Genomic DNA, 24,992 nt, shown 5'->3' with positions numbered 1-24,992 from the left:
ACTCCTTACTCGACGACTGCGATGATTTCTTCGGCGTCGCCAGCGGTGTCGGCTGCGCGCGGGAAGTCCGGATAGGTCTTCGTGCGCAGATGGCTGACCGAGTCGAACTTGCCGGTGTAGGGCGACAGCACCGTCGATGAGGTGATCTCTTCCGGCAGGCCCTTGTCGGAGAGCATGCGGCGCGTGACGAAGCCACGGTCGGTCGGGATCGCGTCCTTGCTGATGTCGACCATCGCCAGCTGGTGGATCGGCGAGTAGATCGCGTTGTAGATGTCGCGCGCGAAACGTACCCAGCCTTCGTAACCCTTGTACGGACCGTTGTGATAGGCGTGTGCGTTCAGATACGGAACACCGACCTTCTTCGCCATTTCGCCCGGGCGCTTGCCGGTGAAGATGACATCGGGCTTGAGCATCTCGAGTGCTTCGAGACCTTCGAGCTCGTTCGGATCGTCGATTGCCAGCGCGCCTTCGCCGCAGCGCGAAATGCCTTTTTCCATGTCGCCCTGGTGGCCGAACTTGGTGTAGACCGAAACGACCTTGACGCCCATTTCTTCCTGGATGGCGTTGGCCCAGTGCCACAGCTTGGAGCCACCCGGCCACAGGCAGACCTTCTTGCCCTGCAGGCGTGCCTTGTACCAGTCGAGCTCGGGCTGCCAGCGTGCGGTCTCCTCGGCGATGATGGCTTCGGCGCGCTCCTCGATGCCGAAGAACAGGCCGATCTTGCGCAGCGAGTCGCCCAGCGCCTTGAAGCCGAAACCGTCGATGTCCAGGCGCGGGATGCCGTAGCGCTCGCGCAGCTCGTCGCAGATGTATTCGGCCGAACGCGCGCACTCGAGCACGTTGAGGTGCGCGCGGTGCATGCCGCGCAGGTCGTCGTAGGAGCCGTTGCCGGTGAAGGTCGACAGCACCTGGATGCCCATGCGCTTGAAGAAGTCGGTCATCACCTCCTGGTCGCCCTGGATGTTGTATTCGCCGACGTAGTTGATGACGTAGTCGCTGGTGATCTCCGGTTCGAGCGTGCCGACCTTCTGGTTGATCCAGGCGATGTTGATCTTGTGGTGGCCGCCCGACTGGCTGGGGCCGGCGAAGCCCGGCGAGTTGCAGACGAAGATGTCGACGCCGGGCAGTTCGTCCATCACTTCCTGCGCGATGGCGTCGATGTCGTCACCGATCAGTGCGGTCGCGCAGGTCTGGTAGATCGTCATGCGCTTGATCTTCGGGAAAGCCTTGAAGGCTTCGAGAATGTTCTGCTTCAGGAGCTTCTCGGCGCCGAAGACGATGTGCTTTTCCTTGACGTCGGTGGCGAAGGTGTACTTCAGCTGGTAGTTGTCGTTGTCGCTGATGTAGCGCTTGGTCTGCCAGGTGTCGTAGGTGCAGCCGACCGGGCCGTGACTGATGTGGATCACGTCCTTCATCGGCGTGCCGATCACGTGCTTGGCGCCGCAGTAGGCGCAGCCGCGCTCGGAAATCGATCCCGGAATCGTGTTCAGATAACCTTTAGGCAGGCAGGAGGTCAAATCCTCTCCCTTGCCCTTGATTACCGCATGTTGCTTGCGCTCGGGAATTACCTTGCTGCATTCGAATTCATGATGAGGCATGATTCAATCTCCTTTGCCTGTATGAGAGTTGGGCAGCAATTCCCGTGAAGGAATTGCTTGCTCAATGATTGAAGTCCTGAATGTCCGGACTTTTCTCAATCCGCCAGGCCGTACTTGACGACCATGCTTTCCAGCTGGTCCATCGTCAGCGGACGCGGAATCACGAAATCTTCGTTTTCGATGATTTTCCGGCCAAGCTCGCGATATTCGAATGCCTGGTTTTCTTCCGGATTGAATTCCGTCACCGTCTTCTTGTTGAATTCGGCCTTCTGCACGACGTTATCGCGCGGCACGAAGTGAATCATCTTGGTGCCGATGGCGGCGGTGAACTCTTCGAGGAATTCCCTTTCGCCGTCAACCTTGCGGCTGTTGCAGATAATGCCGCCGAGACGCACGCCGCTTTGCTTGGCATATTTAACCAGGCCCTTGCAGATATTGTTGGCGGCGTAGATCGCCATCATTTCACCGGAGGCGACGATATAGACTTCCTGCGCCTTGCCGTCGCGGATCGGCATGGCGAAACCACCACACACGACGTCGCCGAGAACGTCGAAGAAGACGAAATCGAGGTCGTCGGTGTAGGCGCCGCGCTCTTCCATCAGGTCGATGGCGGTGATGACGCCACGGCCGGCACAACCGACGCCGGGTTCCGGGCCGCCGGACTCAACGCACTGAATGTCGCCGAAGCCCTTGCGGATGACCATTTCGTTGGTGACTTTCTCGGCGCCATGGTCACGCAGAACGTCCATCAGCGTCTGTTGCGGCATGCCGCCGAGAATCAGGCGGGTCGAGTCGGCCTTGGGGTCGCAGCCGTGGATGAAGACCTTCTTGTTATGGAAGTGGGCGAGTGCCGCCGCCGTGTTTTGCGTGGTGGTGGACTTGCCAATACCACCCTTGCCGTAAATAGCAACCTTGCGTGTCATGGTAATACCTCCTCAGTTAATCGTGAAAATCAGATAATCCGCATGCCGTGCGTACGCACACCGGTCGACGGACTCGTCGATATATTCCAGCGGAGATATTGATTGCCGATTTTGGAATCGGCGGTTATCACTCCTTCGCTGCCAACTGTGCGAGCCGTACGCAGCTGGTAATTGCATGGACTGTGCCAGGCGCAGCGGGAGCGGGGATATTCAGGAGGTCCGGCCTTGATTTGCCAGTGAAATTGCGCAGGGGTGTGCGGCTTTCGCTGCTTTCGCCGGTACTTTCGGCGCCGCGGCATTTTTACGTTTGCGAAGGATCGGCTGCGATTCGCACGTTTGCGAACGTTTTTCTTCAGCTCGTAAATCGCTCAGTGGGCGCCGCTGGCGATAATGCGGGGAGGCCGGCCGCAGCTGCACGCGCGCTGCGGCGGGCGCCACTGCGGCAGCTTGGGTGATCGGGCTTGTGCGCTGGCGCTGCGGGGCGTTTCCCGGCCCGGGCGATGAGCCGCCGCTGAAACGACGACGGGGACCCAGGGTCCCCGTCGATTTCCTCGGACGCGCTACGCCGATCGCGCAGCGCGTCGATCTGCCACTGCCGTCAGTTTCAGGCCGGAACGCCGACGAGAACGTGGCTGGCTTTGAACAGGGCGACGACGGAAGAGCCTTCCTTCAAGCCCAGTTCGGTGATCGCCTCGTGCGTGACGACGGCGCTGACCGTCGAGCCGCCGGCGAGCTTGATCGTCACCAGGTCGTTGATCGCGCCCTTGCCCAGACCGGTGACCGTGCCCGGCAACTGATTGCGGGCGCTGAAGCGGTATTCCGGCGTGCCGGCGAGCAGCGTCACCCAGGACGCCTTGACGACGCCGACGGCGTCCTTGCCGACGGCCAGCGCGAGCGACTTGACGCTGGCGTCGGTGAGCGTGGCGACGATGGTGTCGCCACCGGCGGTGGTGATTTCGACTTCGGCGTTGATCGGTCCTTCCTTGATGCTGGTGACCTTGCCCTTGAATACGTTTCTTGCGCTGATTGCCATTTTCCAGACTCCTTATGTCGATAACGCAGGGTGCGCTGATTGCAGCCCTGCCAAGCCACTCCCGCCGGCATATGCCTGAATCGTTCTGCCGCCGTGAGTACATCCGTGAGGGACAGCCTGATGATCCGGCAGGCGGTAAGTGCGTGCAACCATAGCGCTCCCCGCCGGTTTCACCCGGGGCACTTGCGATGGCACCGATTTTGCCTCGCCCCGCCGGGCGCGCGGGTTTGCTGTCGGCCGCCGTCGGCGGATGACGGGTGCTTGCAGCGACGGTGGGCCGCGCCTGTTTTGGTCTGCGCTATGTATGGCGCTATATTACGGCGACAAGAACCTCTCTTTGGGCGAAAGAAAATGCCTGTTTCTCCTGATTTTCATCGACCGCACGGATATTCGCCGGTCGCTGCCGACGCCGGAACGGCTTGGCCGCTTGCCGCCTGCCGCTTGCCGTGGCCTTGTCTTTCCCGGCGACGCCGGCACTCCGCCCGGCGCGCCCGGCTGCCTTGCCGCTCGCTGCCGCAAGCAGAGCGCAGTCGCGTTCCGCAAAGGGGCTTTCATGCTCGCCACCGGTAAGCCTGCCAGCAGAGCCGTGCCCAAACTTTGCGAGACCAATCTCGGCGAGTGCCGCACCAACCTGCTGCCGCTGCTTTACGAGATGAGCCGCATCACCAGCGATTGCGGCGATCTGTCGAACATCCTGCATGTGCTGCTTGGCCTGATGCAGCGGCACATGAAGGTCATTCGCGGCATGGTCAGCCTGTACGACCCGGGCACCGGCAAGATCTTCGTGCACGAGAGCATCGGCCTGACCGAAGACGAGGCGGCCAAGGGCGTCTATCACCTCGGCGAGGGGATTACCGGCAAGGTGGTCGAAAGCGGGCAGAGCATCGTCGTGCCGCGCATCGGTGACGAACCCGACTTTCTCAACCGTACCGGCAGTCATGACAATCGTCCGGATGCCAAGCTGTCGTTCATCTGCGTGCCGATCCTGCGCGGGCGCAAGGTGATGGGAACGATCAGCGCCGAGCGCCTTTACGACAACCGGCGGCTGCTTGGCCTCGATGTCGAAATCCTCGGCGTGCTCGCCGCGGTGACGGCGCAGGCGGTCGAGCTGTACATGGTCGAGAACTTCTACGCCTCGCGTCTCGAGGACGAGAACTCGCGCCTGCGCAGTGCGCTCAAGGAACGCTTCCGGCCGAGCAACATCATCGGCAATTCAAAACCGATGCTCGACGCCTACAGGCTGATCGAGAAGGTGTCGAAGTCGATGACCACCGTGCTGATCCTCGGCGAAAGCGGCGTCGGCAAGGAGCTGGTCGCCAGCGCCGTGCATTACAACAGTCCGTGTGCGTCCGGGCCCTTCGTCAAGTTCAATTGCGCCTCGCTGCCCGAGAGCATCATCGAGAGCGAACTGTTCGGTCACGAAAAGGGATCGTTCACCGGCGCGACGACGATGCGTCGCGGCCGCTTCGAGGAAGCCGATGGCGGCACCATCTTCCTCGACGAGGTCGGCGAGTTGTCGCTGCCGATGCAGGCGAAGCTGCTGCGCGTGCTGCAGGAGCGGAGCTTCGAGCGCGTCGGCGGCAACACGACGATCAAGGTCAAGCTGCGCATCCTGGCGGCGACCAACCGCAATCTGGTCGAGATGGTCGCCAACAACACTTTCCGCGAAGACCTCTATTACCGGCTCAACGTCTTCCCGATCACCATTCCACCCTTGCGCGAGCGCGGCAACGACATCATCGCGCTGGCCGATTATTTCGTCGCCAGGTTCGCGCGCGAAATGGGAATCGCGGTCGAGCGCATCTCGACGCCGGCGATCAACATGCTGCTCTGCTACCACTGGCCGGGCAATGTGCGCGAACTCGAAAACGTCATCGAACGCGCGATGCTGCTCGCCGAGGACGGGGTCATCCATGGCTACAACCTGCCGGCGTCGCTGCAGTTGCCGGTGCTCGCCAAATCGGCCGACGGCGGCACGCTCGACACGAAACTCGCCGCCGTCGAATACGAGATGATCGTCGATGCGCTCAAGGTCAATCAGGGCAACATGACACTGGCCGCCAACCATCTCGGCCTGACCCGGCGCATCCTCGGCCTGCGCATGGGCAAGTACGGCTTGAGCTATCGCGAGTATCGCTGAAGCGTTCGCGACGGTACGTCGACATGCCGTTCGTACGTTCGCGAACACAATGGCGCAACCTGTCTCCGGGCATCCCGGTGCCTGAACCACCGCGACGGCGCGGATACGGCACCGGCAGCCAGTCCCGGCGGGCGAAGGCACGAGACTTGCAGAACGTCTCGTGGGCGAGCGCAGCGCCTAACCCGTCAGGCGCGCAAGGCCTTGCCGCAGCTGCCGCGCGTCGGCGGCGCAGGGCTCGCCGTGATGTCTGCCCGGATTCGATCACTTCAGGAGATACCCGCATGGCCATGGCAATCGACACTGAAACCTGTTCCACCTGCGGCGACTGCAAAGCCGCCTGCCCGACCGGCTCGATCGTGAGCAAGAAGGGCATTTATTCGATCAACGCCGCAACCTGCGACGAATGCGATGGCGTTCCGGAATGCGTTTCGGCGTGCTCCGCGGACTGCATCCACCCCGTCTAGGAGAGCACCATGCGCTCAGGCGGACTGCCGCGCGACGTGGCCTTGCGCATCGGTCTGGCTGCGCGCAGCCAGACCGAGCCGGGTCTTCGGCTATCTGCGCGGCACTCTCCAGGCAAGCATCATCGAGGATGCCGAGCCACTGCTGGTCGGCTACGAGGAAGGCGACATGCCCGGATCGGTGCGCGTTGCCGTCGCCACGGATGCCGACGAATCCCTGTCCCGCAGCTTCGGCAACTGCCGCGCTTTCCTCATCTATCAGGTATCGGCAAGCGCGATTCGCCTGATCGATCGACGCTTGCCCGACGCCTCCGCCAAGTAGATCGGGTGCGCAGCGCCTTGCCGCTCGCGCTGTAATGCGCTGTTTCCACGGCATTGGGGCGGCGCGTCGCGCGTCCTCGCCGCGCATTGCGCCGGCAAGTGCTTCGCAAATCACCGCCGTTTGCCGATGTCGCGCGTCAGTTGTGGCCGACTTGGTGTATTGTTTTCGGCCAGTTCGCCTTGATGGCGCGCAAATTTCCGCAACGAAAGCCCTGTTCATCCATGAAACGCGATCCCAATCCTTTCAAGCCTTTTGCCGTCAGCCGTCCGGCCCCCGGCATGTTCGAAGTACCGGCGCTCGGCATGGATGCCGAATCGCTCGACCAGGACATCCGCCGTTACTTCGGTACCTTTCTCGGTCAGGACAAGCATTGCCGTCTGGCCTATTACCCCTATCGGGCATTGGCGCTTGCCCTGCGCGATCGTCTCCTCGAGCGACTGAAACAGACCCGCTATGCCTACGAGGAGGCCGGCGCCAAGCACGCTTACTACCTGTCGCTCGAATTCCTCATGGGGCGCACGCTGAACAATGCACTGCTCAATCTCGGCCTGGTTGAAAACACCGAAAACGTCCTGCGTCAGCTTGGTCTCGACATCGAGGAACTGATCGACAACGAAAGCGACGCCGGCCTCGGCAACGGTGGCCTCGGTCGTCTGGCCGCGTGCTTCCTCGACAGTTGCGCGACGCTGCAACTGCCGGTAACCGGCTACGGCATCCGCTACGAGTACGGCATGTTCCGTCAGCGCATCGAGAACGGCCGGCAGATCGAGGAGCCCGATCACTGGCTGCGCAACGGCAACCCGTGGGAAATCGAGCGCCCCGAACACTCGCGGCGCATCCAGTTCGGCGGTCACACCGAATACCACCGCGACGCCAATGGTCAGTTGCACGTGCGCTGGGTCGATAGCAAGGATGTGCTGGCCGTTCCCTTCGATACGCCGGTTCCCGGTTACCGCAACGGCACCGTAAATGTGCTGCGCCTGTGGAAGGCGGCGGCGACCGACGAGTTCGATCTTGGCGAATTCAACGCCGGCTCCTACACCGAGTCGGTGGCGGCGAAAAACGCCGCCGAGAACATCACCATGGTGCTCTACCCGAACGACGCCAGCGAGAACGGCAAGGAACTGCGCCTGCGCCAGCAGTACTTCCTCGCTTCGGCCAGCCTGCAGGACATCCTGCAGCGCTGGGTGCTGCAGCATGGCAAGGAGTTTTCGCGCTTCGCCGAGCTCAATTGTTTCCAGCTCAACGATACGCACCCGAGCTGCGCCGTACCCGAATTGATGCGCCTGCTGCTCGATGAGCACGGCCTGTCGTGGGATGCGGCCTGGGCCATCGTCAGCCGCACCATGGCCTACACCAATCACACGCTGCTGCCCGAGGCGCTCGAGAAATGGTCGGTGCGCCTGTTCGGTCAGCTGCTGCCGCGTCTGCTCGAGATCATCTACGAGATCAACGCCCGCTTCCTCAAGGAGGTCGCGCGGCGCTGGCCCGGCGACAATGCGCGGCTGGCGCGCATGTCGCTGGTCGAAGAAGGCCGCGATCCGGCGATCCGCATGGCTTACCTTGCCATCGTCGGCAGTTTCTCGGTCAACGGCGTTGCCGAACTGCATTCGGCGCTGCTGCAGCAGGGCCTGTTCCGCGATTTTCACGAGCTGTGGCCGACCAAGTTCAACAACAAGACCAACGGCGTCACGCAGCGGCGCTGGCTGGCCTCGGCCAATCCGCGTCTGGCGGCGCTGATCTCCGAGCGTATCGGCGACGGCTGGGTCACCCGTCTTGACGATCTGCACGGCCTTGCACCGTCGGCCGACGATGCCGCCTTCCGCACGCGCTGGGCCGAAGTGCGCTACGCCAACAAGCAGCGTCTGGCCGACCTGGTCAAGCGCGATTGCCATGTCGACTTCGATCCGCAAGCGCTGTTCGACGTGCAGGTCAAGCGCATCCACGAATACAAGCGCCAGCTGCTCAATGTGCTGCACGTGATCCACCTCTACGCGCGCATCAAGAATGGCGAGCTGACTGATTTCACGCCGCGCTGCGTGCTCATCGGCGGCAAGGCGGCGCCGGGCTATTTCATGGCCAAACGCATCATCACGCTGATCTGCAAGGTGGCCGACATGGTCAACGACGATGCCGAGGTCGGTGGCTTGCTGAAACTCGCCTTCCTGCCCAACTACCGCGTTTCGGCGATGGAAATCATCGCCCCGGGCAGCGACCTTTCCGAGCAGATTTCCACCGCCGGCAAGGAAGCCTCGGGCACCGGCAACATGAAGTTCATGATGAACGGCGGCGTCACCATCGGCACGCTCGACGGCGCCAACATCGAGATCCGCGACGAGGTCGGTGACGACAATTTCTTCCTCTTCGGCCTGACCGCCGAGCAGGTCGAAGTCACTCGCGACCATTACAACCCGGAAGCGATCATCGACACCGACCCGGATCTGGCGCGCGTCATGGCGCTGATCGAGTCTGGCCACTTCAACCAGCTCGAACCCGGCCTGTTCGATCCGGTCATCAAGGCCATCCGCAGCCCGCACGACCCCTGGCTGACCGCCGCCGACTTCCGCAGCTACGTCGACGCGCAGGAACGCGCCGCCGCGGCCTACCGCGATCGTGACGGCTGGATGCGCATGAGCATCCTCAACACCGCGGCCAGCGGCAAGTTCTCGACCGACCGCACGATGCGCGAGTACAACGCCGAAATCTGGCACCTGCCGGTTGTCAAGGTCGAGGCCTGACCGCGCCAGGCAGTTGCGGCGGCACTGCCGGCGGCGGGCGGGCCATGATCGCGCGCCCGCCCGTCGCCGACAGCAACACCAGCTTACAAACGGTTGCAGTCACGACACTTGAGCATCGCTTCATCCGGTACAAGATAGGCTCTGTCTCATAACCGGATGGAGTCATTCCGTGAATGCTCAGGAACGTGAAAAGCTCGCCCGTTTTCTTCAGCAACTGGCGCAGGCGCAGACCGGCCCGAAAGACCTTGAGGCCGAGCGGCTGATCGCGGACGCCTGCCGCAGCCAGCCTGATGCGTACTACCTGCTGGTCCAGCGCAATCTGCTGCTCGAGCAGGCAGTCGAGAACGCACAGGCGGAAATCGCCCGCTTGCGCAGCGAACAGTCGGCAGCACCCGCCGGCGGCGGTTTTCTCGACAGCAATGCCTGGGGGGGCCGGCCGGCGCCGGCGCCCGCTTTTACCCGGACACCCGCTTATGCCGCGGCGCCGGCTTCATCGCCGCCGGCAGCGACCGCGCCGGCACAGTCTTCATTCTTCAGTTCCGGATTGCTCGGCAACGTGGCGACGACCGCCGCCGGCGTCGTCGCTGGTTCCTTTCTCTTCCAGGGGATCGAACACCTGATGGGCAACCACGGTAGCAACTCCGGCTTCCTGCCCGGCGCAAATGCGCTGGCGCCCGAGGCCCTGACCGAGAACGTCGTCGTGAACAACGACCACGACTCGCCAGGCAGCAGTATCGACGACGCCGACAGCTTTTCGGGCGACGGCGATGTGGACTGGGTGTAGGGAAAAAGCCGGCAGAACCTGCATTGCCTTGCACGCCAGCCGACCGAAGAGCGCGCGGGGCGTCAATCGCGCCGTCTTTCCTGGCGCAAGCCGTTTATCGATGAACCCATCAACGAGGTGAAAATCATGCAGCACTACCGCAAATTCGTCGCTCCCGCCCTGCTCGCCAGCGCGCTGGGAGTTTTTTTGGCATCTCCCGCGCTTGCCGATCCGGGCTGTGCGCTGCCCGACGGGCATCAGGCGCATTACGAGGGCCACGGCAAGGATGTCGAGCGACATCACCAGCAGTTGCACGATGCGCTGAAGCTGAGTGGCGAACAGGAGGCCGGCTGGAAGAAGCTGATCGATTCCGAGCGGCCCAGACCCGCGACTGCGGGCGGCGAATCGCGCGAAGACTGGGCGAGGCTGACGACGCCCGAGCGCGCCGAGAAGATGCTGGCGCTTGGCAAGGCGCGTCAGGAGCATATGAGCGACTACGTCACGGCGCTGAAGGACTTTTACGCGACGCTGAGCGCGGAGCAGAAAAAGACCTTCGAGGAGATGCATGCCGTCCAGCGCAAGGACATGCGGCCCCGCCCGGCGCCGCGCAATCCCTGAGTCAGCGCGCTGTTTGCCGGAAGAGTCCGGATAAACAGCGGCGTATAGAGACTCCGCGGCGCGACGTGGGCTTCGCTCCTGCTGTTCGCGCCGCATCAATTCCGCTTCAGCAAAAGAAAACGGGGATGCCCTCTGCATCCCCGTTTGCCTGTCGCCAGCAGCACCTGCCGTCGCTGCTGCCTCAGAGGCTGATGCGCGTGCCGAGCAGTTGCAGGAACTGCGCCATCCACGCCGGATGCGCCGGCCATGCCGGCGCGGTGACGAGATTGCCGTCGGTCACGGCAGCGTCGATGGCAATCCTGGCGTAAGTGCCGTTCGCCTGTTCGACGTCGGTCTGACAGGCGGGATACGCCGAACAGTGGCGGCCCTTCAGCACCTTGGCACCGGCCAGCAGTTGCGCGCCGTGGCAGATCGCTGCCACCGGCTTGTCCTCGATGAAGAAATACTGCACCACCGAGATGACCTGCGGATTGAGGCGCAGGTATTCGGGGGCGCGGCCGCCGGGAATGAGCAGCGCGTCGTAGTCTTTGGCGTCAATCTCGGCGAAGCTGGCGTTGAGCACGAAGTTGTGGCCGCGCTTTTCCGAATAGGTCTGTTGCCCCTCGAAATCGTGGATTGCCGTGGCGACACTCTCACCGGCTTTCTTGTCGGGGCAGACCGCATGCACCGTATGCCCGACCGCCATCAGCGTCTGGAAGGGGACCATCGCCTCGTAATCCTCGACGTAATCGCCGACCAGCATCAGTATCTTTTTACCCGCCATGAATGTCTCCTTCGTTTTGATCGAGAACGCACCGACTCCACGCAGGGCAGTCATACCCTGCACGGAGTTTCTATGTTGGCCGCTGGGGCGGCCAGTGGCGCACGATGGCCGGGAGCTGGCTCGATGCGCTGGTCCGATGAACTGGTCGCGATCGATCGGCGCCGCTTGGGTCCTTCGGCAAGGCGCCAGCCACGAATAATGCCCGCGCCGCGAGCGGCAGTCGGCGTGGAGTGGTGGAGAGTGGCGAGGGCCGGCGGTGGGCTAGGCCGTGGTGTTGACGATCTGCCCGGTCTGTTGGCCCTGCGCATTGACGACCGGCTTGGTTTCTGGCGTCTGCTGCTGCGCTTTGGCGGCCTCGGCCTTCCTTGCCTCCTCGGCGGCCTTTTCGTCTGCGCTCTTCTGCGTTTGCGGAGTCTGCTGCGTTTGCCGGAGCAGATCGACCGCGCTGGTCGATGAGCCAACTGCACCAATAGCCATGACTTCTCTCCTTTCCGGCCGTTCAGGCCGTCGTGTTAATCGTCGTGCCCGTCACCTGTCCACGGGAATTGATCGTCGGCGCTGGCGGGCTGCTTGCCGCTGTCGTCGGGGCTGCCACGCTTTGCGCAGCTGCCGGCTGAGCGACCTGCGCCTGCGCGACGGTACGTGACACCTGTGTCGCCGAATTGTCAGCTGAGCGCAACGCGGCCAGACCCTGTCTGGCCTGACCGGCGCGGCTGTCGGCCTGATCGGATTGCACGGCGAGGCTGCGCGCATCTTCTTTTGCCCGCTCGGCGACACGCTGGGCGTTGCTCGCCTGCGCCTTGAGCGCGCGCGCGGCCTGTTCCGCCTGCTCGGCATTGCGTTGCGCCTGTTGCAGTTGAAGCTGCTGCAGGCCGTACTGACTCGCGCCGGAGATGGAGGAAACGGAAGCCATTGATCATCCTCGATAACTGCTCAGCGAAGTATAGGTGCCGGTCATGCGATCTTCAAGGCGGGCGATCGGCCCGGCATCCCCGGCTCAGTCCGCTGCCGGCCCCGTCTCCGCCTGCAATTCTTTCAGTTCGGCCGCACTGAACAGGCGCGATCGCGTGTGGAAGGTCTTGCCTTCGGAAGCTTCGAGCGAGAAGCTGCCGCTGTTGCCGTCGACCACGTCGATGATCAGCTGCGTGTGCTTCCAGTACGCGTACTGCGCACGGCTGATGTAGAAGGGGCAGCCGCCGATCTCGCCGAGCTGCACATCGCCGGCGCCGACGGTGATTTCGCCGGGCAGGAAGCAGTTGGCCGAGCTGTTGTCGCAACAGCCCCCGGACTGGTGGAACTCCAGCGACGGGCCGTATCTATCCTTGAGCAGGGCGATCAGGTCGAGCGCCGCTGGTGTGGCCAGGACTTTTTCAGGCATGTCGGTCTCCAAAAAAAACGGGGCGGTCGACGACCGCCCCGCGTGCTGCCTTGCCGATCGGCTGCCGCTCAGAAGAAGCCGAGCTTGCTTTCGCTGTAGCTGACGAGCAGGTTCTTCGTCTGCTGGTAGTGGTCGAGCATCACCTTGTGCGTCTCGCGGCCGATGCCCGATTCCTTGTAGCCGCCGAAGGCGGCGTGCGCCGGATAGGCGTGGTAGCAGTTGGTCCACACGCGGCCGGCCTGGATGGCGCGGCCCATGCGGTAGGCGACGTTGCCGTTGCGTGACCAGACGCCGGCGCCGAGGCCGTAGAGTGTGTCGTTGGCGATCGCCAGTGCGTCGGCTTCGTCCTTGAAGGTGGTCACCGCGAGCACCGGCCCGAAGATTTCCTCCTGGAAGATGCGCATCTTGTTGTGCCCCTTGAACAGCGTCGGCTGCACGTAATAGCCGCCCTCGATGTCGCCGCCGAGGTGGGCGCGCTCGCCGCCGATCAGCACTTCGGCGCCTTCTTCCTTGCCCAGCTTGAGGTATGACTCGATCTTGTCGAGCTGGATCTGCGAGGCTTGCGCGCCCATCATCGTCTCGGTGTCGAGCGGCGAGCCCTGCTTGATCGCGGCAACGCGCTTCAGGGCGCGTTCGATGAACTGGTCGTAGATCGATTCCTGGATCAGCGCGCGCGACGGGCAGGTACACACTTCACCCTGGTTGAAGGCGAACAGCACCAGACCTTCGATCGCCTTGTCGAGGAAGCCGTCGTCGCGGTCCATGACGTCGGCGAAGAAGATGTTCGGCGACTTGCCGCCAAGTTCGAGCGTCGCCGGGATCAGGTTGTTGGCGGCGGCCTGCGCGATGACGCGACCGGTGACGGTCGAGCCGGTGAAGGCGATCTTGGCGATGCGCTTGCTGCTCGCCAGCGGCATGCCGGCTTCGCGGCCGTAGCCATTGACGATGTTGAGCACGCCCGGCGGCAGCAGGTCGGCGATCAGTTCGACCAGTACCAGCATCGAGATCGGCGTCGATTCGGCCGGTTTCAAGACGACGCAGTTGCCGGCACCGAGCGCCGGCGCGAGCTTCCACGCCGCCATCAGGATCGGGAAGTTCCACGGGATGATCTGGCCGACGACGCCGAGCGGCTCGTGGATGTGATAGGCCATCGTCGTTTCGTCGATTTCCGAGATGCCGCCTTCCTGCGAGCGCAGGCAACCGGCGAAGTAGCGGAAATGGTCGATGGCGAGCGGGATGTCGGCGGCGAGCGTTTCGCGGATCGGCTTGCCGTTGTCGACGGTCTCGACGTAGGCGAGCAGTTCGAGGTTGGCTTCGAGGCGGTCGGCGATCTTCAGCAGCACGTTCGAGCGGTCGGCGGCGGCAGTCTTGCCCCACTTGGGGAAGGCGGCGTGCGCCGCATCGAGCGCGAGTTCGATGTCTTCGGCGGTCGAGCGCGCGGCCTTGGTGTAGACCTTGCCATTGACCGGGCTGACGACGTCGAAGTACTGGCCCTTCACCGGCGCGACCCACTTGCCGCCGATGTAGTTGTCGTAGCTGGCCTTGTAGCTGAACTTGGCGCCGGCGGTGCCGGGGGCTGCATAGATCATTCTTGTCTCCAGTATTTTTCGATGAGTGGTGGCGAACGCTGCGGCAAGCCCGGCAACTGCTGCACGACGCAGATGAACTGCTCGGGTCCAGGCTCGTGGCTGTTGAGCTGCATACGCCATGCCAGTCTCGGTTGCTGCGGGCTTGTTCAGAAATAGCTTTATTAATCAATTAATTGCGAGTTAATTCCGGGGGCGGGCCGATAGCCCTTGCGGCGCTGGCTACTCTACGATGCAGCAGTTGTTCAAAAAAGGAGCAGCCCTGTCGATCTCATTCGCTATAGAAGCCGACAGCAATCAGGCTGCCGTTTTCACGCCGGATGAAGCTGCGCTTTTTCTCGACGCTGTTGGTCACCGGGTTGCGCCAGACGTAATCGACGACGCCTTCGCCGCGCGTCTTCGCCAGATCGATCATTTCCCTGATCAGCGGATGGCCCTCGACATCGCGCAGATCGCTGGCGTCGGTGCCAACCCAGCGCGGGTTCATGCCGTGTGCCTCGAACTTGCCGTTGGCGAGGTTGACCGCGAAAACGTAGAGGTCGTCGCGGATGAAGCGGCCGTGTGCGTCGTTGAAACTGTTGGCGGCACGCGCGATGCCGAGGCGACGTACTTCGGCGACGGCGGTGTCGAGGAGCTTGCGCGCATCGTCTGCGGTCGACCGTGGCGCGTAGTAGCCGACGCCGACGATGTAGTTGCCCTCGCGGTGCAGCCAGCTGACCTTGGGTTCGACGCGGTTGCTCTGGCGATTGAGCCAGACGTAGCGGATGCGTGCTTCCTGCTGGTTTTCGGTAACGGCGATCATCTGCCGGAAGAGCGGGGCGCCGGCAGCGTCGACGGTGTCGAGCACCTTCAGTCCGATCAGGCTGTCAGGGGCGGCGCCGTTGGCGACATAAACGCCTTCTCGGTCAATGACGTAGACGTAGAGGTCCTTTTTCACGAAAGCCCCTTTCCGGTCGTTGAACGCCGCCCAGGCTTTTTCCGGGCCGTTCGCCTGGAGGTACCTGACCGCCTGGCTGAACAGCGCGTGCGCCTCGCGCGGCGTGGCGTGCTCGGCGGCGCCAGCCAGCATGCTTGTCGCGAGCAGGAGGATCCCGGCCAGGCCGAGCGTGAATTTCTTGTGCATTGCTTTTTCTCCGGTAAGGCGGGTTGAGGTGTTTCAGGCGCCGATGCCCTGGCGAATGTCGACCAGACCGTGACGGGCGGCCAGGTGCAGCAGCTTGAAGTCGCTGTCGGTGTCGAGTTTCTGGCGGATCAGTGAGAGGTAGTTGAGGACGGTTTTCGGGCTCAGGTGCATCGCATTGGCAATGACGCTGGCGGGTTCGCCGTGCGCGAGCAGGCGCAGCACTTCGAACTCGCGCGGCGTCAGCTGGCTGATCACGCTGTCGCCGTCGATCGCTTCGCGCGCCAGCACCTCGGCGATTTCCGGCGAGAAAACGCGTTTGCCGGCGGCGACGCGGCGGATACCGGCGATCACCTCTTCGGGCTCGCAATACTTGGTCAGATAGCCATGTGCGCCGCTCTTCAGTGCCTGCGTGACGTGGCCGGCGCTTTCGTGCATCGACAGAACGATGATGCGCAGCGTCGGCAGTCGCGCCAGCATGCCGCGGATCGCCTCGATGCCGCTGCTGCCCTTCAGGCTCAGATCGACAACTGCCACGTCGGGCCGACAGCGCAGTACGAGCGCGTTGGCGGCGTCGGCGCTGGCCGCTTCACCGACCACCTGCAGGCCGGGTTCGCCATCGAGCAGCCGGCGATAGCCGGTACGCACGACGGCGTGGTCGTCAATCAGGACGATTCTGGTCATTGCCTCTTCCCGTCATTGTTCGCGCCTGCTGTCAGCGGCAGGACCACGCTCAGGCGCAGGCCACCGTCTCTTTCCTCGTTCGCCTGCACGTGTCCTCCGGCCATGGACAAGCGCTCGGCCATGCCGCGCAGACCGCCACCGCTGTCCGGATTGCCCCTCGCCATGCCGCAGCCATCGTCGACGATGTCGATGCGGATTTCGTTGGCAGCCGTCGTCACTGCCACCGCGCAATGCCGCGCTCCACTGTGCCGGACGACATTGGTCAGTGCTTCCTGGACCACCCGGTAGAGCGTCAGCGCGGCGTCGTCGCCCATCGGCGGCAAGGACGCCGGCAACTGCAGGTGAAAGCCGATGCCGGTATGGCGTGCCTGCCAGCCGTCGACCAGTTCGCGCAGGGCGCCGGGCAGCTCGCCGGCAGCAAGCCCTTGCGGGCGCAGCGCCTGCAGCATCTGGCGCAGCTGCAGCGCAGCCTGTCGCAGGTCGCGGCGCAACTCGCCGGCACAGGTGGCGATCTCGCTCGCCGGCAAGGTCACGGCGTGCCTTTCAAGGTGCGCGGCAGTCGCGTTCATCGCGGTCAGCGTCTGTCCCATCTCGTCATGCAATTCCCTTGCCAAAGCCCGGCGCTCCTCTTCCTGAACATGAACGAGCTGTCTGGCGAGTTGGTGCCGGGCGGCGCGCGAACTGGCGAGCGTCGTGGCGAGTGTGTCGATCGCGCCGGCGACGCGGCGCAATTCCGGCTGCCGGAAGGTGGGCAGGCCGGCTTCCGGCTGGCCCCGCGCAAGGCGTTCGAGACCGGCTTCGAGCTCCCGTAGCGGGCGCAGCCGGCGCTGTACCGACCACCATGCGGCCAGCAACGTTGCTCCAGAAAGGAGCAGCAGGGTGATGAATAGTCGAACACTGTCAGCCACTGCATCGGCTTGCGCCGGGTCACTGCGCGCCACTTCGCGCAGCGTTTGCGCCAGGCCTGCCGAGGCACTCGTTTCCGCGGCGACATCGGCGCGCAGCGGGTTCAGGTTGATCACCATGGTCACCAGCAGCAGTCCGCCGAGCAGCCCGCCGAGTGCTTGCAACAGTCTTTTTTGCAGTTCCATCGCTATTTCCCCAGGAGTGGTCGCCAGCATCTCCGCAGGTTTCATACCCGGTGCCGCCGGAGGCCGGGATTTTTTCCCGGATCAGCGGTGAGCTTTTCCCGGGACGGGCGCCGGCCGGCGATTGAATATGCGACCGCCTGCTGCCCAGTTCAGGCCGACCACTCGCGCCGGCCGACAGAAAAACAATTCGGGAGACACACGATGCAATCGATTCGCCTCACTCTGCGCCCAAGCCTTCTCGCCGCCCTGCTCGCGACCACTTTCTGCATGCCGGCGATGGCAAGCAAGCCGGTCAGCTGGGACGACATCCTCAACGACGACAAGACGACCGGCGATGTCCTGTCCTATGGCCTGGGCCTGAAAGCGCAGCGCTACAGCCCACTGTCCAAGGTGAATACCAGGAACGTCGACGCGCTGGTGCCGGCGTGGAGCTTTTCCTTCGGCGGCGAGAAACAGCGCGGTCAGGAAGCGCAGGCGCTGGTGCACGACGGTGTCATCTACGTTACCGCGTCCTACTCGCGCATCTTCGCGATCGACGCGCGCAGCGGCAAACGGCTCTGGGAATACGAGGCACGCCTGCCCGACGATATCCGTCCGTGCTGTGACGTGGTCAACCGTGGTGCCGCGATCTACGGTGACAAGCTCTACTTCGGCACGCTCGACGCGGCCATCGTCGCGCTCAACAAGGACACCGGCAAGGTCGTCTGGCGCAAGAAGTTCGGCGACCACAAGGTCGGCTACACGATGACCGGTGCGCCCTTCATCATCAAGGATCAGCAAAGCGGTCGCGTGCTGCTGGTGCATGGCTCATCGGGCGACGAGTTCGGCGTCGTCGGCTGGCTGTTCGCCCGCGATCCCGATACCGGTGAGGAAGTGTGGGCGCGGCCGATGGTCGAAGGCCATGTCGGCCGCCTCAACGGCAAGGAATCGACGCCGACCGGCGACAAAGACGCGCCGTCGTGGCCGCGCGACAAGGATGGCAATCTGGTCGATGCCTGGAATCACGGCGGCGGCGCGCCCTGGCAGACGGCCAGCTTCGACAGCGAGAAGAACACGATCGTCATCGGAGCCGGCAATCCGGCGCCGTGGAACACCTGGCACCGCACCAAGGAAGGCGATGATCCGCGCAACTGGGACAGCCTGTTCACCTCGGGGCAGGCCTATGTCGACGCCAGTACCGGCGAACTCAAGGGCTTTTTCCAGCACACGCCGAACGATGCCTGGGACTTTTCGGGCAACAATTCGATCGTGCTCTTCGAGTACAAGGACGCGCAGACCGGCAAGCAGGTCAAGGCGTCGGCGCACGCCGACCGTAACGGTTTCTTCTTCGTCACCGACCGCGACAAACTGTCTTCCGGTGCCGGCTACCCGAACAAGCCGACTGCGCTGATCGGCGCCTGGCCCTTCGTTGAAGGCATCACCTGGGCGTCGGGTTTCGATCTCAAGACCGGCCGGCCGATCGAGAAGAACAACCGGCCGCAGTTGCCGCAGGATGGCGCCGAGAAGGGCGATTCGATCTTCGTTTCGCCGCCCTTCCTCGGCGGCACCAACTGGATGCCGATGAGCTACAGCCAGCAGACCGGCCTGTTCTACATCCCGGCGAACCACTGGGCGATGGACTACTGGACCGAGAAGCTGACCTACAAGGCCGGTTCTGCCTATCTGGGACAGGGCTTCCGCATCAAGCGCCTGTTCGACGATCACGTCGGTACGCTGCGCGCGATCGATCCGAAGACGGGCAAGATCGTCTGGCAGCACAAGGAGAAATTCCCGCTCTGGGCCGGCACCATGACCACCGCCGGCGGGCTCTTGTTCACCGGCACGTCGGACGGTTTCGTCAAGGCCTTCGACGCGAAGAACGGCAAGGAGCTGTGGAAGTTCCAGACCGGCTCCGGCGTCGTTTCTGTGCCGATCACCTGGGAGATGGATGGAGAACAGTACATCGGTATCCAGTCCGGCTACGGCGGCGCCGTGCCGCTGTGGGGCGGCGATATGGCCGACCTGACCAAGCAGGTGACGCAGGGGGGCTCGATGTGGGTGTTCAAGCTCGCCAGGTCGGCGCGCAAGTAGGCGTCTGCGGGCACGCGGGTCGGCTGTTGGCGGACTGAGCCGGCAACAGCCGACCCGCGCGCTTGCGCTACTGAGTGATCACCGATGAAACGACTGTCAGTAATGCTCCTGCTGCTGGCCGGCCGCGTTGCGCTCGCCGAGCCGGTCGAGCCGCTGGTGATCAATGGCTGCGGCATCTGGCCGCATGCCCGTTGTCCCGGTGCTGACCTGCGCCATGCCAATCTGGCCGGCAAGAACCTCGCCGGTGCCGATCTGCGCGGAGCGCAACTGGTGCGGGCCGATCTGCGCGGCGCCAATCTGGCCGGCGCCAACCTCGATGGCGCCGATCTGACCGCCGCCCGCCTCAACCGGGTTAGCGCGCCGACCGCGACTTTCCGCGGTGCCCGACTGGTCGGTGCCGATCTCGAATTCGCCCGCCTGTTCCGTGCCGATTTTTCCGATGCCGACCTGAGTGCTGCCAACCTGGAAGCGGCCAAAGCCAGTTTCGCCTGGTTCATCGGCGCCCGGCTGGTCGATGCCAACCTGCAGGAGAGCAAATTCTTCACGGTCAATTTCCGGCGGGCCGATCTGTCCGGCAGCTTCCGCCGCTTCACCGTGTTCCAGGATTCCGATTTCGAGGGTTGCCGCGGCTGCCCGAGCGACTGGTGAAGCCCATGCGCAAGCGTTTTTCCCTGTTCTGTGCACTGCTCTTCAGCCTCGCCGTGCACGCCAACGAAATCGCCGTCGCCCCGAGCGTTTCGCCGGATGGCCTGACGCCGCTCGGCGAAACCTGGCTCGAGGCCAATCCCTACCGCGGTCAAGCGGCCGCCGTCGCCATCGGACGCGCCGCCTACAACCAGGCCTGCGCGCGCTGTCATGGCGTCGACGCGGCGACCAACACGGCACCGGCACCCGATCTGCGCCAGATCAACCGCTATTGCCGGCGCATCGCTGATCGCGAACTCAACGCGGCGTGCATGCGCGACAACGATGCCTGGTTCGCCAAGTCAGTGCGCAATGGCAAGGTGATCGTCGGCGTCAGCCACATGCCAGCCTGGCAGGGGGTGCTCAAGCAGGAGCTGGCCTGGGCGATCCAGGTATTCATCGAAACGCAGGCGGCGACCGGGCGTGAATGAAGCTCCGTCGCTTCCATCGCTCCGCACATTGGCATGCAGTTTGCCGATGCACTCCTCGCAAAGTACCCTCCGAGGGGCGAGAGGAGGTAGGTCGATGAGCGTTCCTGCACGCCTGGCGATGAGTCTTCTGGTGGCGCTGGGTGCCAGTGGCACGCTGCCAGCCAGCGCCTTTGCCGCGGCCGCCGATCCGCTCGCTTCGGCGCGCTGGGAAGAAATGCGGCGAGGCGTTCTCGGCGGCACGGCCGCGGTATTCGACGCGCAGGTCAAGGTGCTGGCGCCGGCGAACGCGGAGAACCCGACACAGGTGCCGGTCACGGTCGATGCGACGGCGCTTGCTGACGTTGCCGAGGTCGTCGTTTTCGCCGACTTCAACCCGATCGTCGAGGTGCTGCGCTTCTATCCCGAAAGCGCCGCCGCGCTGCTCGGTTTTCGCGTCAAGCTGCAGCAATCGACGCCGCTGCGCGCAGCGGCACGCGGCGCCGACGGCGTCTGGCACGTCGGCGGCAGCTGGGTGAACACCGTCGGCGGCGGCTGCACTGCGCCGTCGGCGGCTGCCGCGTCGACTGCCTGGCAGTCCCGGCTCAACGAGGTGAGCGGGCGGCAATGGCAGCTTGGCGCAGAGCGCGTCCGCCTGCGCCTGCGCGTCGTGCATCCGATGGATACCGGCCTGGTCGCCGGAACACCGTCCTTCCATCTCGATGACGTCGAGCTGCGCGGCGCCAGCGGCGAGCGCCTGATGCGTCTGCGCCTGTTCGAACCGGTGGCCGAGAATCCGGTATTCACCATCGAGTATCGCGCGCCCGGCCAGACGCTCGTGTGCACGGGTGGCGACAACAACGGCAATCGCTTCAGCGCGAGGATCGCACCGTGATCCGCTGGCTTTGCGCCGGTCTCGTCTGCTGTGCGCTGGCCCTCCCGGGGGCGGCGCCGGCGGGCGACTTCGACTATGCGCTGCAGGCGCGTAACGTTGCTCCCGACGCTTACGCCTTTATCGGCCGCGACGAGGACTTCGATACGCTCAACGGCGGCAACATCGTCAATACCGGCTTCATCGTCGGTCGCGACGGCATCGTCGTCATCGACTCCGGCCCGTCGCTGCGCTATGGCCGGCAGATGCGCGAGGTGATCGCCAGCGTGTCGGCGCTGCCGGTCGTCCTGCTGATCAATACGCACCACCATCCCGACCACTTTCTCGGCAACCAGGCTTTCGCCGATCGGCCGATCGGCGCACTGCCCGGTACCGTGCAGGCGATTGCCAGCGACGGCGATGCCTTCGCCGAAAACCTCTATCGCCTGTGCGGCGACTGGATGAAGGGCACCGAGCCACTGCTGCCGACGACGACGCTGCGTGCCGGCAGGCTTGATGTCGCCGGCCGTTCCTTGCGCCTGATCGCGCTCGCCGGCCATACCGGCGCCGACCTCGCGGTCTACGACGAGACGAGCGGCGTGCTCTTCGCCGGCGACCTCGTCTTCAACGGCCGCGCGCCGACGACGCCGCACGCCGATATCGACGTCTGGTTCAAGGCCCTTGACGAACTTGAGGCGCTCAGCGACAGCCCGGGTTTCGTCGCGCTGGTCCCGGGACACGGCGCGATCAGCCGCGATGCTTCGCCGATCCGGCAGACGCGCGCCTGGCTTTCCTGGCTGCAGGCGAGCTTGCGCGAGGCAGCCGAGGCCGGTCTCGACATGAACGAGGTGTTGACGCGAGCGCTGCCCGCCGCCTTTGTCGCGCTGCCGGTGGCCGCCAGCGAATACCGGCGTTCGGTCGGTCACCTCTTTCCGGCGGCTGAAAAGCAGGCGCTGGATCATGCCCATTGATTGGCGGCGGGCGGCAGCGGCCGCCACTGCACCAGTGCCGCCCGCCGCCCGTCCATCAGCTCCCGGCGCAGCTGCCGAGCTTTGCCCGCCCGTCATCCAGAGGAGTGCCATGTTCCTTGCCCTGCGCCCCCGCTGCTGCCTGTCGCTGGTCCTGGCAGTTTCCTTTCCCGGCGGTGCTGCCTTGGCCGCCGACCTCGACCTGGATCTGGATCCGGTGGTCGTCACCGGCAGCCGTGTCGAGCACAGCAGCTTCGACCTGCCGGCGGCGCTGACCGTTGTCGCTGCCGATGCGATCAGCGCCGATCAGCCGCGCGTCAATGCTTCGGAAGCACTTGCCAGCGTGCCGGGGATCAGCGTGCAGAACCGCCAGAATTACGCACAGGATCTGCAGATATCGTCGCGCGGTTTCGGCGCGCGTTCCGCTTTCGGCGTGCGTGGCGTTCGCCTGATTGCCGACGGCATTCCGGCGTCGATGCCCGACGGTCAGGGGCAGGCGGCAACCTTCAACCTCGACCGTGCCGAGCGCATCGAGGTCATGCGCGGGCCGCTGTCGGCGATCTATGGCAACCACGCCGGTGGTGTCATCCAGCTGTTCACGCCTGACGGCAAGGGGGCGCCGAGCATCAGCAGCAGCTTCGTCGCCGGCAGCTACGGAACGCAGAAGAGCGACCTCTCCGCGCAGGGCGAAACTGGCGGCGTCGGCTACGTCATCGACACCTCGCACTTTGCCAGCGACGGCTACCGCGAGCACAGTGCGGCCAGCCGCGACCAGAGCCTGCTCAAGCTGACTTTCCGGCCGAGCAGCGACGGCAAGCTGAGCTTCGTCGCCAACAGTTTCCGGCAGCAGGCTGATGATCCGCAGGGTGTGCAGTGGCGCGAATTCCAGACCAACCCGAGGAGTGTCGCCTGGGATGCAACACTCAACAATTATCCGGCGCTCGCCTACAACACGCGCAAGACGATCGAGCACACACAGGGTGGACTGAACTACGAACACCGCTTCGGCGACAACACCCTGCAGCTGTCGGCCTATGCCGGACAACGCTCGACCATTCAGTACCAGTCGATTCCGGTCGGTGCCCAGTCCAACCCCGCACACGCCGGCGGCATCATCGATTTCGACCGCGATTTCAGCGGACTGTCGGCGCGCTGGATCGGTCGTCAGGCGCTCGCTGGTGGCCGGCTGACGACGACGCTTGGCTTCGACTACGAGCAGTCAAGCGACGACCGGCGCGGCTACGAAAACTTCATCGGCAGCGGCGCGCCGGCCAACTGTGTCGCCAACGTCTGCGGTGTCAAGGGCGCGCTGCGTCGCCAGGAGCGGGACCGGGTGGCGAGCTTCGACCAGTATCTGCAGAGCGAATGGCAGGGCGAACGGTGGACCTTGAGCGGTGGTCTGCGCCATAGCCATCTCGCCTTCAAGGTCGACGACAACTACCTCGCCAACGGTGACGACAGCGGCCGCGTCAGCTACGACAAGACGACGCCGACGCTGGCAGCACTCTACCGTCTGGATGAGGCCGTCAATCTCTATGCCAGCGCGGCGCGCGGCTTCGAGGCGCCGACCTTCAACGAGATGTTCTATTCGGGCGGTGGCGGCGCGTTGAACCTGGCACTCACGCCTTCGACCAGCACGCACTTCGAGACCGGTATCAAGGCGATGCTAGGCAACCATAGCCGCCTCGACCTGGCGCTTTTCCGGATCAGCACCGACAACGAACTGGTTGTTCTTTCCAGCACCGGTGGGCGCACGGCCTACCAGAACGCCGGCCCGACGACGCGCCAGGGGATCGAACTGGCACTCGACAGTCACTGGGCCGACGATCTGAACAGTCGCGTCGCCTATACCTGGCTCGATGCGCGCTACGACGATTCGTTCAGCTTCCAGAGCGGAACGCCGGCCGTCACCCGGACGGTCAACGCCGGCAATCGTCTGCCCGGCGTCGCGGCGCAGAACCTGTTTGGCGAGCTGGTGTGGAAGGATGGAGCAGGCGGTTTCCACGCCGGCATCGAGGCGATCGCGCGCGGCAAGGTGTACGTCGAGGACACCAATACCGATCAGGCGGCGCCGGGCTACGCCATCGCCAACCTGCGTGCCGGCATCGACCGCCGCTTCGGTCCGCTCAAGCTCGCGACTTTCGTCCGTCTGAACAATATCTTCGATCGGCAATACGTCGGCTCGGTCATCGTCGGCGACAGCAACGGCCGCTATTACGAAGCCGCACCGGGGCGCAACTGGCTCGCCGGCGTCAGTGCGGTCTATGCCTTCTGATCGCGGCAAGCGCTGGCGCCGTCGACTGCTGGCGCTCGCCTGCTGCCTGAGCGGTGTCGCCGCGGCGGCCGAAGACGTCGTCGCCGAGCGACTGGCGGGTACCGATTTCCGGACGGTGCACGAGTTGCTGGTCGAGAGCATCGAGGCCGAAGGGCTGCGCGTCAGGGAGGTGATCCCCTTCAACGCCATGCTCGAACGCACCGCACCGGCTTTCGGTCGCGTCGGCAGCCCTTTTGCCGAGGCCGAGATCGTGCAGTTCTGCAGCAGCGCGCTCGCCTGGCAGATGCTCGGCGAAGATCCCGAACAGATTGCGCTCTGCCCGATGTCGATTGCTGTTTTCGTACCCCGTGGCGAGGCTGCCGTGGTGACGCTGGTCTATCGCTCGCCGGGGCAGGCGAGCGCCGGCCGGCTGGCGGCCGGGCGCCTGCTGCGCCGCTTGCTCGATCAGGTTGGCGAGGCGCTGCGTCAGCGCGGTGGGCCGCCGGCGCAGTAAGCCGCC

General features: G+C 64.3%; 24 protein-coding genes. 13 read left to right on the top strand and 11 right to left on the bottom strand.

Going from position 1 to position 24,992, the window contains the following annotated elements; genetic code table 11:
- Positions 1 to 5: 5 nt before the first annotated feature.
- The 3 genes from anfD to GGD90_RS00245 all read right to left on the bottom strand — a co-directional run bounded on the left by anfD (position 6) and on the right by GGD90_RS00245 (position 3,554).
- Entirely contained in the window at positions 6 to 1,598 is a 1,593-nt protein-coding gene (gene anfD / locus GGD90_RS00255; protein ID WP_153117130.1) for a nitrogenase iron-iron protein, alpha chain, read from the bottom strand.
- 95 nt (positions 1,599 to 1,693) lie between these two features.
- Positions 1,694 to 2,521: a nitrogenase iron protein gene (nifH, locus tag GGD90_RS00250; RefSeq protein ID WP_153117131.1), complete on the bottom strand. Its 828-nt coding sequence runs from the start codon at positions 2,519 to 2,521 to the stop codon at positions 1,694 to 1,696.
- A gap of 604 nt (positions 2,522 to 3,125) precedes the next feature.
- Complete coding sequence (locus GGD90_RS00245) at positions 3,126 to 3,554, bottom strand: TOBE domain-containing protein (RefSeq protein ID WP_153117132.1); 429 nt, start codon at positions 3,552 to 3,554, stop codon at positions 3,126 to 3,128.
- 586 nt (positions 3,555 to 4,140) lie between these two features.
- Here GGD90_RS00245 and GGD90_RS00240 point away from each other — a divergent pair.
- The 6 genes from GGD90_RS00240 to GGD90_RS00215 all read left to right on the top strand — a co-directional run bounded on the left by GGD90_RS00240 (position 4,141) and on the right by GGD90_RS00215 (position 10,596).
- Positions 4,141 to 5,694 carry a sigma 54-interacting transcriptional regulator gene (locus tag GGD90_RS00240; protein ID WP_221227608.1) on the top strand — a complete coding sequence of 518 codons (1,554 nt, stop codon included), beginning with the start codon at positions 4,141 to 4,143 and terminating at the stop codon, positions 5,692 to 5,694.
- A 281-nt stretch (positions 5,695 to 5,975) separates the two neighbouring features.
- Positions 5,976 to 6,158, top strand: a complete 183-nt coding sequence (locus GGD90_RS00235; RefSeq protein ID WP_153117134.1) for a 4Fe-4S dicluster domain-containing protein — start codon at positions 5,976 to 5,978, stop codon at positions 6,156 to 6,158.
- 166 nt (positions 6,159 to 6,324) lie between these two features.
- Entirely contained in the window at positions 6,325 to 6,477 is a 153-nt protein-coding gene (locus GGD90_RS00230) for a hypothetical protein (protein WP_153117135.1), read from the top strand.
- A 221-nt stretch (positions 6,478 to 6,698) separates the two neighbouring features.
- Positions 6,699 to 9,215 carry a glycogen/starch/alpha-glucan phosphorylase gene (locus GGD90_RS00225; RefSeq protein WP_153117136.1) on the top strand — a complete coding sequence of 839 codons (2,517 nt, stop codon included), beginning with the start codon at positions 6,699 to 6,701 and terminating at the stop codon, positions 9,213 to 9,215.
- A 169-nt stretch (positions 9,216 to 9,384) separates the two neighbouring features.
- Positions 9,385 to 9,999 carry a DUF2076 domain-containing protein gene (locus GGD90_RS00220; protein WP_184414872.1) on the top strand — a complete coding sequence of 205 codons (615 nt, stop codon included), beginning with the start codon at positions 9,385 to 9,387 and terminating at the stop codon, positions 9,997 to 9,999.
- Between the two features lie 126 nt (positions 10,000 to 10,125).
- Entirely contained in the window at positions 10,126 to 10,596 is a 471-nt protein-coding gene (locus GGD90_RS00215) for a Spy/CpxP family protein refolding chaperone (RefSeq protein WP_153117138.1), read from the top strand.
- Between the two features lie 181 nt (positions 10,597 to 10,777).
- On the opposite strand, the gene GGD90_RS00210 is transcribed toward GGD90_RS00215, so the two are convergent.
- The 8 genes from GGD90_RS00210 to GGD90_RS00175 all read right to left on the bottom strand — a co-directional run bounded on the left by GGD90_RS00210 (position 10,778) and on the right by GGD90_RS00175 (position 17,218).
- On the bottom strand, positions 10,778 to 11,359 hold the full coding sequence (locus GGD90_RS00210; RefSeq protein WP_153117139.1) for a DJ-1/PfpI family protein: 582 nt from the start codon (positions 11,357 to 11,359) through the stop codon (positions 10,778 to 10,780).
- Between the two features lie 261 nt (positions 11,360 to 11,620).
- Positions 11,621 to 11,836, bottom strand: coding sequence for a hypothetical protein (locus GGD90_RS00205; RefSeq protein WP_153117140.1), 216 nt, complete (start codon positions 11,834 to 11,836; stop codon positions 11,621 to 11,623).
- Positions 11,837 to 11,858: 22 nt separating this feature from the next.
- Entirely contained in the window at positions 11,859 to 12,272 is a 414-nt protein-coding gene (locus GGD90_RS00200) for a hypothetical protein (RefSeq protein WP_153117141.1), read from the bottom strand.
- Between the two features lie 84 nt (positions 12,273 to 12,356).
- The gene (locus tag GGD90_RS00195) at positions 12,357 to 12,737 is read right to left on the bottom strand and encodes a DUF779 domain-containing protein (RefSeq protein ID WP_153117142.1); all 381 of its coding nucleotides are present in this window, start codon (positions 12,735 to 12,737) and stop codon (positions 12,357 to 12,359) included.
- Between the two features lie 68 nt (positions 12,738 to 12,805).
- The gene (exaC, locus tag GGD90_RS00190) at positions 12,806 to 14,326 is read right to left on the bottom strand and encodes an acetaldehyde dehydrogenase ExaC (RefSeq protein WP_153117143.1); all 1,521 of its coding nucleotides are present in this window, start codon (positions 14,324 to 14,326) and stop codon (positions 12,806 to 12,808) included.
- 268 nt (positions 14,327 to 14,594) lie between these two features.
- Positions 14,595 to 15,446 (bottom strand): cache domain-containing protein, encoded by an 852-nt coding sequence (locus tag GGD90_RS00185; RefSeq protein ID WP_153117144.1) that lies wholly within the window; start codon positions 15,444 to 15,446, stop codon positions 14,595 to 14,597.
- A 33-nt stretch (positions 15,447 to 15,479) separates the two neighbouring features.
- On the bottom strand, positions 15,480 to 16,127 hold the full coding sequence (locus GGD90_RS00180; RefSeq protein ID WP_153117145.1) for a response regulator: 648 nt from the start codon (positions 16,125 to 16,127) through the stop codon (positions 15,480 to 15,482).
- Positions 16,124 to 17,218 carry a sensor histidine kinase gene (locus tag GGD90_RS00175; RefSeq protein ID WP_221227607.1) on the bottom strand — a complete coding sequence of 365 codons (1,095 nt, stop codon included), beginning with the start codon at positions 17,216 to 17,218 and terminating at the stop codon, positions 16,124 to 16,126. Before GGD90_RS00175 ends, GGD90_RS00180 begins: the two co-directional genes overlap by 4 nt.
- 201 nt (positions 17,219 to 17,419) lie before the next feature.
- On the opposite strand from GGD90_RS00175, the gene GGD90_RS00170 reads away from it, so the two are divergent.
- The 7 genes from GGD90_RS00170 (at position 17,420) to GGD90_RS00140 (ending at position 24,986) form a co-directional block, all read left to right on the top strand.
- Positions 17,420 to 19,288 carry a methanol/ethanol family PQQ-dependent dehydrogenase gene (locus tag GGD90_RS00170; RefSeq protein ID WP_153117147.1) on the top strand — a complete coding sequence of 623 codons (1,869 nt, stop codon included), beginning with the start codon at positions 17,420 to 17,422 and terminating at the stop codon, positions 19,286 to 19,288.
- Positions 19,289 to 19,372: 84 nt separating this feature from the next.
- Positions 19,373 to 19,936, top strand: coding sequence for a pentapeptide repeat-containing protein (locus GGD90_RS00165; protein ID WP_153117148.1), 564 nt, complete (start codon positions 19,373 to 19,375; stop codon positions 19,934 to 19,936).
- Between the two features lie 5 nt (positions 19,937 to 19,941).
- On the top strand, positions 19,942 to 20,403 hold the full coding sequence (locus tag GGD90_RS00160; RefSeq protein WP_153117149.1) for a c-type cytochrome: 462 nt from the start codon (positions 19,942 to 19,944) through the stop codon (positions 20,401 to 20,403).
- 94 nt (positions 20,404 to 20,497) lie between these two features.
- Positions 20,498 to 21,274 (top strand): quinoprotein dehydrogenase-associated SoxYZ-like carrier, encoded by a 777-nt coding sequence (locus GGD90_RS00155; protein WP_228273754.1) that lies wholly within the window; start codon positions 20,498 to 20,500, stop codon positions 21,272 to 21,274.
- Positions 21,271 to 22,221 (top strand): quinoprotein relay system zinc metallohydrolase 1, encoded by a 951-nt coding sequence (locus tag GGD90_RS00150; protein WP_228273755.1) that lies wholly within the window; start codon positions 21,271 to 21,273, stop codon positions 22,219 to 22,221. Before GGD90_RS00155 ends, GGD90_RS00150 begins: the two co-directional genes overlap by 4 nt.
- A 109-nt stretch (positions 22,222 to 22,330) precedes the next feature.
- Positions 22,331 to 24,493, top strand: coding sequence for a TonB-dependent receptor family protein (locus GGD90_RS00145; RefSeq protein WP_153117150.1), 2,163 nt, complete (start codon positions 22,331 to 22,333; stop codon positions 24,491 to 24,493).
- Complete coding sequence (locus tag GGD90_RS00140; RefSeq protein ID WP_153117151.1) at positions 24,483 to 24,986, top strand: DUF302 domain-containing protein; 504 nt, start codon at positions 24,483 to 24,485, stop codon at positions 24,984 to 24,986. Before GGD90_RS00145 ends, GGD90_RS00140 begins: the two co-directional genes overlap by 11 nt.
- Positions 24,987 to 24,992: the final 6 nt, after the last annotated feature.

The organism is Rhodocyclus tenuis (assembly GCF_014197755.1).
Taxonomy (GTDB): Bacteria; Pseudomonadota; Gammaproteobacteria; order Burkholderiales; family Rhodocyclaceae; genus Rhodocyclus; species Rhodocyclus tenuis.
The sequence above is the reverse complement of the archived record's forward strand: the minus strand, read 5'-3'. Positions and strand labels throughout refer to the sequence as shown.

Coding starts and splice junctions, on each gene's coding strand:
- anfD (WP_153117130.1), bottom strand. CDS start 1,598: ATGCCTCATCATGAATTCGAATGCAGCAAGGTAATTCCCGAGCGCAAG.
- nifH (WP_153117131.1), bottom strand. CDS start 2,521: ATGACACGCAAGGTTGCTATTTACGGCAAGGGTGGTATTGGCAAGTCC.
- GGD90_RS00245 (WP_153117132.1), bottom strand. CDS start 3,554: ATGGCAATCAGCGCAAGAAACGTATTCAAGGGCAAGGTCACCAGCATC.
- GGD90_RS00235 (WP_153117134.1), top strand. CDS start 5,976: ATGGCCATGGCAATCGACACTGAAACCTGTTCCACCTGCGGCGACTGC.
- GGD90_RS00230 (WP_153117135.1), top strand. CDS start 6,325: ATGCCCGGATCGGTGCGCGTTGCCGTCGCCACGGATGCCGACGAATCC.
- GGD90_RS00225 (WP_153117136.1), top strand. CDS start 6,699: ATGAAACGCGATCCCAATCCTTTCAAGCCTTTTGCCGTCAGCCGTCCG.
- GGD90_RS00215 (WP_153117138.1), top strand. CDS start 10,126: ATGCAGCACTACCGCAAATTCGTCGCTCCCGCCCTGCTCGCCAGCGCG.
- GGD90_RS00210 (WP_153117139.1), bottom strand. CDS start 11,359: ATGGCGGGTAAAAAGATACTGATGCTGGTCGGCGATTACGTCGAGGAT.
- GGD90_RS00205 (WP_153117140.1), bottom strand. CDS start 11,836: ATGGCTATTGGTGCAGTTGGCTCATCGACCAGCGCGGTCGATCTGCTC.
- GGD90_RS00200 (WP_153117141.1), bottom strand. CDS start 12,272: ATGGCTTCCGTTTCCTCCATCTCCGGCGCGAGTCAGTACGGCCTGCAG.
- GGD90_RS00195 (WP_153117142.1), bottom strand. CDS start 12,737: ATGCCTGAAAAAGTCCTGGCCACACCAGCGGCGCTCGACCTGATCGCC.
- exaC (WP_153117143.1), bottom strand. CDS start 14,326: ATGATCTATGCAGCCCCCGGCACCGCCGGCGCCAAGTTCAGCTACAAG.
- GGD90_RS00185 (WP_153117144.1), bottom strand. CDS start 15,446: ATGCACAAGAAATTCACGCTCGGCCTGGCCGGGATCCTCCTGCTCGCG.
- GGD90_RS00180 (WP_153117145.1), bottom strand. CDS start 16,127: ATGACCAGAATCGTCCTGATTGACGACCACGCCGTCGTGCGTACCGGC.
- GGD90_RS00175 (WP_221227607.1), bottom strand. CDS start 17,218: ATGGAACTGCAAAAAAGACTGTTGCAAGCACTCGGCGGGCTGCTCGGC.
- GGD90_RS00170 (WP_153117147.1), top strand. CDS start 17,420: ATGCAATCGATTCGCCTCACTCTGCGCCCAAGCCTTCTCGCCGCCCTG.
- GGD90_RS00165 (WP_153117148.1), top strand. CDS start 19,373: ATGAAACGACTGTCAGTAATGCTCCTGCTGCTGGCCGGCCGCGTTGCG.
- GGD90_RS00160 (WP_153117149.1), top strand. CDS start 19,942: ATGCGCAAGCGTTTTTCCCTGTTCTGTGCACTGCTCTTCAGCCTCGCC.
- GGD90_RS00155 (WP_228273754.1), top strand. CDS start 20,498: ATGAGCGTTCCTGCACGCCTGGCGATGAGTCTTCTGGTGGCGCTGGGT.
- GGD90_RS00145 (WP_153117150.1), top strand. CDS start 22,331: ATGTTCCTTGCCCTGCGCCCCCGCTGCTGCCTGTCGCTGGTCCTGGCA.
- GGD90_RS00140 (WP_153117151.1), top strand. CDS start 24,483: ATGCCTTCTGATCGCGGCAAGCGCTGGCGCCGTCGACTGCTGGCGCTC.